This window comes from Schlesneria sp., from assembly GCF_036405755.1.
Lineage (GTDB): Bacteria > Planctomycetota > Planctomycetia > Planctomycetales > Planctomycetaceae > Schlesneria > Schlesneria sphaerica.
On the sequence record NZ_DASWWZ010000707.1, the window covers coordinates 1 to 4,534 of the forward strand.

At 55.3% G+C, this 4,534-nt stretch carries 3 protein-coding genes and 1 tRNA gene; 3 read left to right on the top strand and 1 reads right to left on the bottom strand.

Annotated elements, in window-relative coordinates; translation table 11 throughout:
* Nucleotides 1-72 precede the first annotated feature (72 nt).
* On the bottom strand, nucleotides 73-1,557 hold the full coding sequence (locus VGE80_RS23330; RefSeq protein ID WP_373651146.1) for a sodium:solute symporter family protein: 1,485 nt from the start codon (nucleotides 1,555-1,557) through the stop codon (nucleotides 73-75).
* Between the two features lie 319 nt (nucleotides 1,558-1,876).
* Between VGE80_RS23330 and VGE80_RS23335 the strand changes: the two genes are divergently transcribed.
* The 3 genes from VGE80_RS23335 to VGE80_RS23345 all read left to right on the top strand — a co-directional run.
* Nucleotides 1,877-2,848, top strand: a complete 972-nt coding sequence (locus VGE80_RS23335) for an aldo/keto reductase (protein WP_440594326.1) — start codon at nucleotides 1,877-1,879, stop codon at nucleotides 2,846-2,848.
* A 260-nt stretch (nucleotides 2,849-3,108) separates the two neighbouring features.
* A tRNA-Val gene (locus VGE80_RS23340) sits at nucleotides 3,109-3,181 on the top strand.
* A 629-nt stretch (nucleotides 3,182-3,810) separates the two neighbouring features.
* Nucleotides 3,811-4,534: BrxA family protein (locus tag VGE80_RS23345; RefSeq protein WP_440594327.1), on the top strand; the 724-nt coding region annotated here is incomplete at its 3' end.

Sequence of the window (4,534 nt, forward strand, 5' to 3'; positions counted from 1 at the left end):
TGCACGGAGCGAGCAGCAGAGCGTGCCTCCTCGCCGCACGAACAGTCGCACTTTGCCGCAACGGCAAAACGATCAGTGCCCCATCGCTGAACTGCGTCGATTTGCCAGAGCAGCAGGATCGGCCACACGGTGCTTGATCCAATTCGGCATGGAGGATCCGATCCACATCCCCAGGAACGACGCCATCAGACCGTAAAGGTGCGACGGAACGTTGCGCCAGATCTGCTCGCTCTCTTCGGAGTAGATGTATTCCGTCCCCAGCCAGACCGGAACGCCCAGCAGAATTGAGAAAATCGCCCCCTGTGTCGTGGCCCGTTTCCAGTAGATGCCACAGACCAGCGGCACAAAGGCGACCACCAGCGTCACCTGATAGCCCCCTTCAACCATGTCATACATGGTCTTGTTGGAATTGACGGCAATCAACGTCGAAACTACCGAAACGATGATCAGAATGACGCGCAGCAGCCACAACAGCGACTTATCACTGAAATCCTTGGTGATCGGGTTCAGCACGTTTTCCGTCAGCAAACTCGCAGGCGCGAGCAATGTTCCGCTGGCGGTCGACAAAATGGCCGAGAGGACCGCGCCAAAGAACAACACCTGACACCAGATCGGCATCTCTTTCAAGATCAGAGTCGGCAGCAGTTTCTGGACCTCGCGTTCGCCCGCCGCCTCGAACTGAGTGAGAAAACTGGCATCGACCATGGTCGCGGCGAATGCGATGAACATCGGTACGAATGCAAACAGGAAGTAGAAAACACCTCCCATCATCGTTCCAATCATGGCCGTCCGTTCATTCCTGGCACTCGTCACACGCTGAAACACGTCCTGTTGAGGAATCGATCCAAGCGACATCGTGATGAACTCACCCAGGAAAACCATCCACGCAGCAGTTTTGGCTTGCGGGAAAAGGTTCAGTTTCCCCTGACTTGAAGCCTCAGCAAAGACGTGGTCAATCCCCCCCGCCTTGTGGCCAAGAATATACGCCACAACCAGAAGCCCAATCGCAATCGCTGCCGTCTGGACCACGTCTGTCAGAGCAACGGACCACATTCCACCAAACATCGTGTACACGGTCACAATGACCGCACCAATCAGAATCGCCTGGTTCAAAGTGATCGCCGGGAAAAGAACGTTGATGACCAGTCCCAATGCGGAAAGTTGAGCGGTCGTCCAGCCGAGGTAGGAACTGGCAATCCCCAGCGACGTGACAATCTCAACAAATTTTCCATATCGCAGGTGGTAGTAGTCGCCAATCGTCATCAATTCCATGCGGTAGAACGTGCGGGCAAAGAAGAACGCGACCAGAATCAGACAGAGTGAGGCTCCGAAGGGGTCGCCCGAGACCGTGGTCAACCCACCGTGAGCAAACTTGGATGAGACGGAAAGAACAGTCTCGGCCCCAAACCAGGTCGCGAAAACGCAGGCAAAGTTCATGTACAGCGGCAACGATCGTCCTGCCACCATGAAGTCTTTGGAACTCTGCACACGAGTCGATGCGTAAATGCCAATCGCAACCGTGATCATCATGTACACAACTACGCAACCAATCAGCATCGTCGTCTCCGCTCGCTTTCCAGGTGCTCCACCCTCAATTTTCGTCGGGTATGCTATCAATCTTGTGAGAAAAGCGACATTTCCAGCCCTGTCAAAGTCAGCGATTCAGGCCTCCCTTCCGACGTGACTTCAACTGACAGGACCTGGACGTCAGTAAGTCAGGATATCCCCCTGCTTTACTTCAGTTGACGCGACGGTTATCACCTAGCCGTCAGGAAACCGCTGTCGGTCCCGGAAGCCATCCTCTGCGACACATTTGCTCCCTTCCGCATCCTGCAATTTTTCATCGACGACGAATTCAAAGGAGGCCTCAGGGTCTATGAAATATCGACGATTCGGACGAACCGACTGGCAAGTCAGCGAAATCGGATACGGAATGTGGGGCATGGCTGGCTGGACCGGTTCCGACCTGAACGAAGTGAACCGCGCCCTGCACCGCTCCGTGGAACTGGGCTGTAATTTTTTCGACACCGCCTGGGGCTATGGCGCCGGGAAAAGCGAAGCCATCCTGGGTGATCTGGTCCGTGCTTTTCCTGACAGGAAGCTCTACACAGCCACAAAAATCCCTCCGAAAAATTTCAAGTGGCCCAGTCGCCGCGAATACTCACTCGACGATTGCTTTCCTCCCGAGCACATCGAAGAGTACGTCACCTCCAGCCTGAAGAATTCCGGACTCGCTTCGTTTGATCTCGTGCAGTTTCACACGTGGGAAGACAGCTGGCTGCGCGATGATCGCTGGTATCACAAGATGACCGATCTCAAGGCACAGGGGCTTTTCCAGGCCATCGGCATCAGCCTCAATCGCTGGGAACCCTGGAACGGGATCGAGGCGGTGAAGAGTGGACTGATCGACGCCGTCCAGGTCATCTACAACATCTTTGATCAGAACCCGGAAGACGAATTGTTCCCGGCCTGCCAGAAGCACGACGTGGCAGTCATCGCCCGCGTCCCGTTCGACGAAGGGACGCTCACCGGAACCTTGACCAAGTCGTCCACCTGGCCCAGGGAAGACTGGCGCAGTACCTATTTCGTCCCCGAAAATTTGAATGCCAGTGTGGATCGAGCAGACGCCCTTCGCTCTCTCATTCCAGCCGGAATGACGATGGCAGAAATGGCACTTCAATTCTCGTTCTCACATCCGGCCGTCTCGACCGTGATCCCAGGAATGAGATCCGTGCGAAATGTCGAAGCGAATCTTGCGACCAGTGACGCCGGAACCTTGCCCAATTCACTTCGCGAGCAATTGAAAGAACACCGCTGGGTGCGCCAGCCCACCAGTTGGTCGCAATAATTGGTCGCGATAAGACGAGCTGTCACAAGCTGTAGGTCGAGTACCATTTCGAGCGATCTCAGCGAAACCCGCTGCATCCGCGCAGGGACCTTGCCCGTGTCGAACCCAGCCATCTGGTCGGATTGTGCACAAGAAATCCGACCAGATGGCGCGAACCTCAGCAATCACCGATCGCTCTTCCTTGCCGACACCCGCGTCAACGGATACAAATTGACCGTAATCCGGTGTGATCAAAGCAATGACCAGCCGGAAGAAACTCAGGGCGATTAACTCAGCGGCTAGAGTGCCATCTTCACACGGTGGAAGTCACTGGTTCGAATCCAGTATCGCCCATTTTTCGATTTTGCATGCCTGCGTATGAAGCAGTAAGCCTCTGAATTTCAGGGGCTTTTTTCGTTTCTGCCTGCTTGCTGTGCGGTGCGTTGCCTGCTGTTTCATCGCGATTCTGCATACAGGGACGCATACAGTCTGCACTGGTTGCTTTCTCGAAATGCGAATCGAGCACTTGCAGATAGTGCTTTTCGGGGACTCGTTCACTGTTGCCCAACCACCCGCTGACGACGTGGCTGGGGAAAATTTCTGTCAGTTCGGTCTGACGCGAACTTCGCAGGTTGTGCCATGCTCTTGGCCAGGCCACCAGCCCCGCCCGTTTGATGATCTTGGCGAACGTTGAGCCGAAATTGACGTTCCGCCAGTCGCCGGTCGAGATGCCCGGTCTCCGTAAACTTGGCAGCACCCATTCCGCCCCTCTTCCGCCAGTTCGTATGAGTCTTTGAGGAGGGAAAGAAATCGGTCAGCAAATCTTGAGTTTGGTCGTACTCAATGCCCAGAGCGGCGGTCTCTTTATAATTTCATTGTCGCACAGTAGCCTTTCGCATCGCAACCACCCGAATTGAGAATCGAGCCGCCGATTTTGCTCGACGCTCGACACGTGTTCTGAATATTGACAGTGGAAGTTGGAGATGCCTAAAAGGGCCAATCTTAAGTCATCGCGGTCCGAGTTGAACACTTCACTTGGATTCGGCGATGGGCTGTCGAGCGTCCATACCAGCCGGACGATGATGCTTGCCGAGTTGTCACTCACCTTGGATCACGTGGACTGTAAGGCGAAGACCGACGAATACATCTCCGCTGTCGTTGAGCAAAACGTTCTGGGCAAACCGACGCAGACGACCCGAAAGCGAACAGCCCAGCGGCTCGTGGAACTTTATACACTCGACCATACCCGTCCGGTCTTCCGACTCCTGCGGCATTTTTGGACCGCTGATCCTGCGGCTCGGCCCATGCTGGCGTGTTTGGCTGCTGCTGCTCGTGATGCCCTATTGCGTGAGATGACACCGTCCGTGGTTGCAGTCCCGGTCGGGGCCCTTGCCAGTTCTACAGACGTTGCCAGGCAACTGGGGGAAAAATTTTCGGGAAGGTTCAGTCCTGCCACACTCATGTCCACTTCCCAGAATCTTGCATCATCGTGGACTCAGGCGGGGTATCTGACCGGCAGGATCAACAAGAAGCGGACCCGTCCGGTCGTGACCCCGGTGCTGGTGGCGTATGCATTGCTGCTCGGCTACTTGTGCGGGACGCGCGGCAAAATGTTGCTCGATACAATCTGGACCCGAATGCTGGATCGGACTCCCGCAGAGATTGCGGACCTTGCTTCTGATGCGTCCAAGCAAGGGTGGATGAACT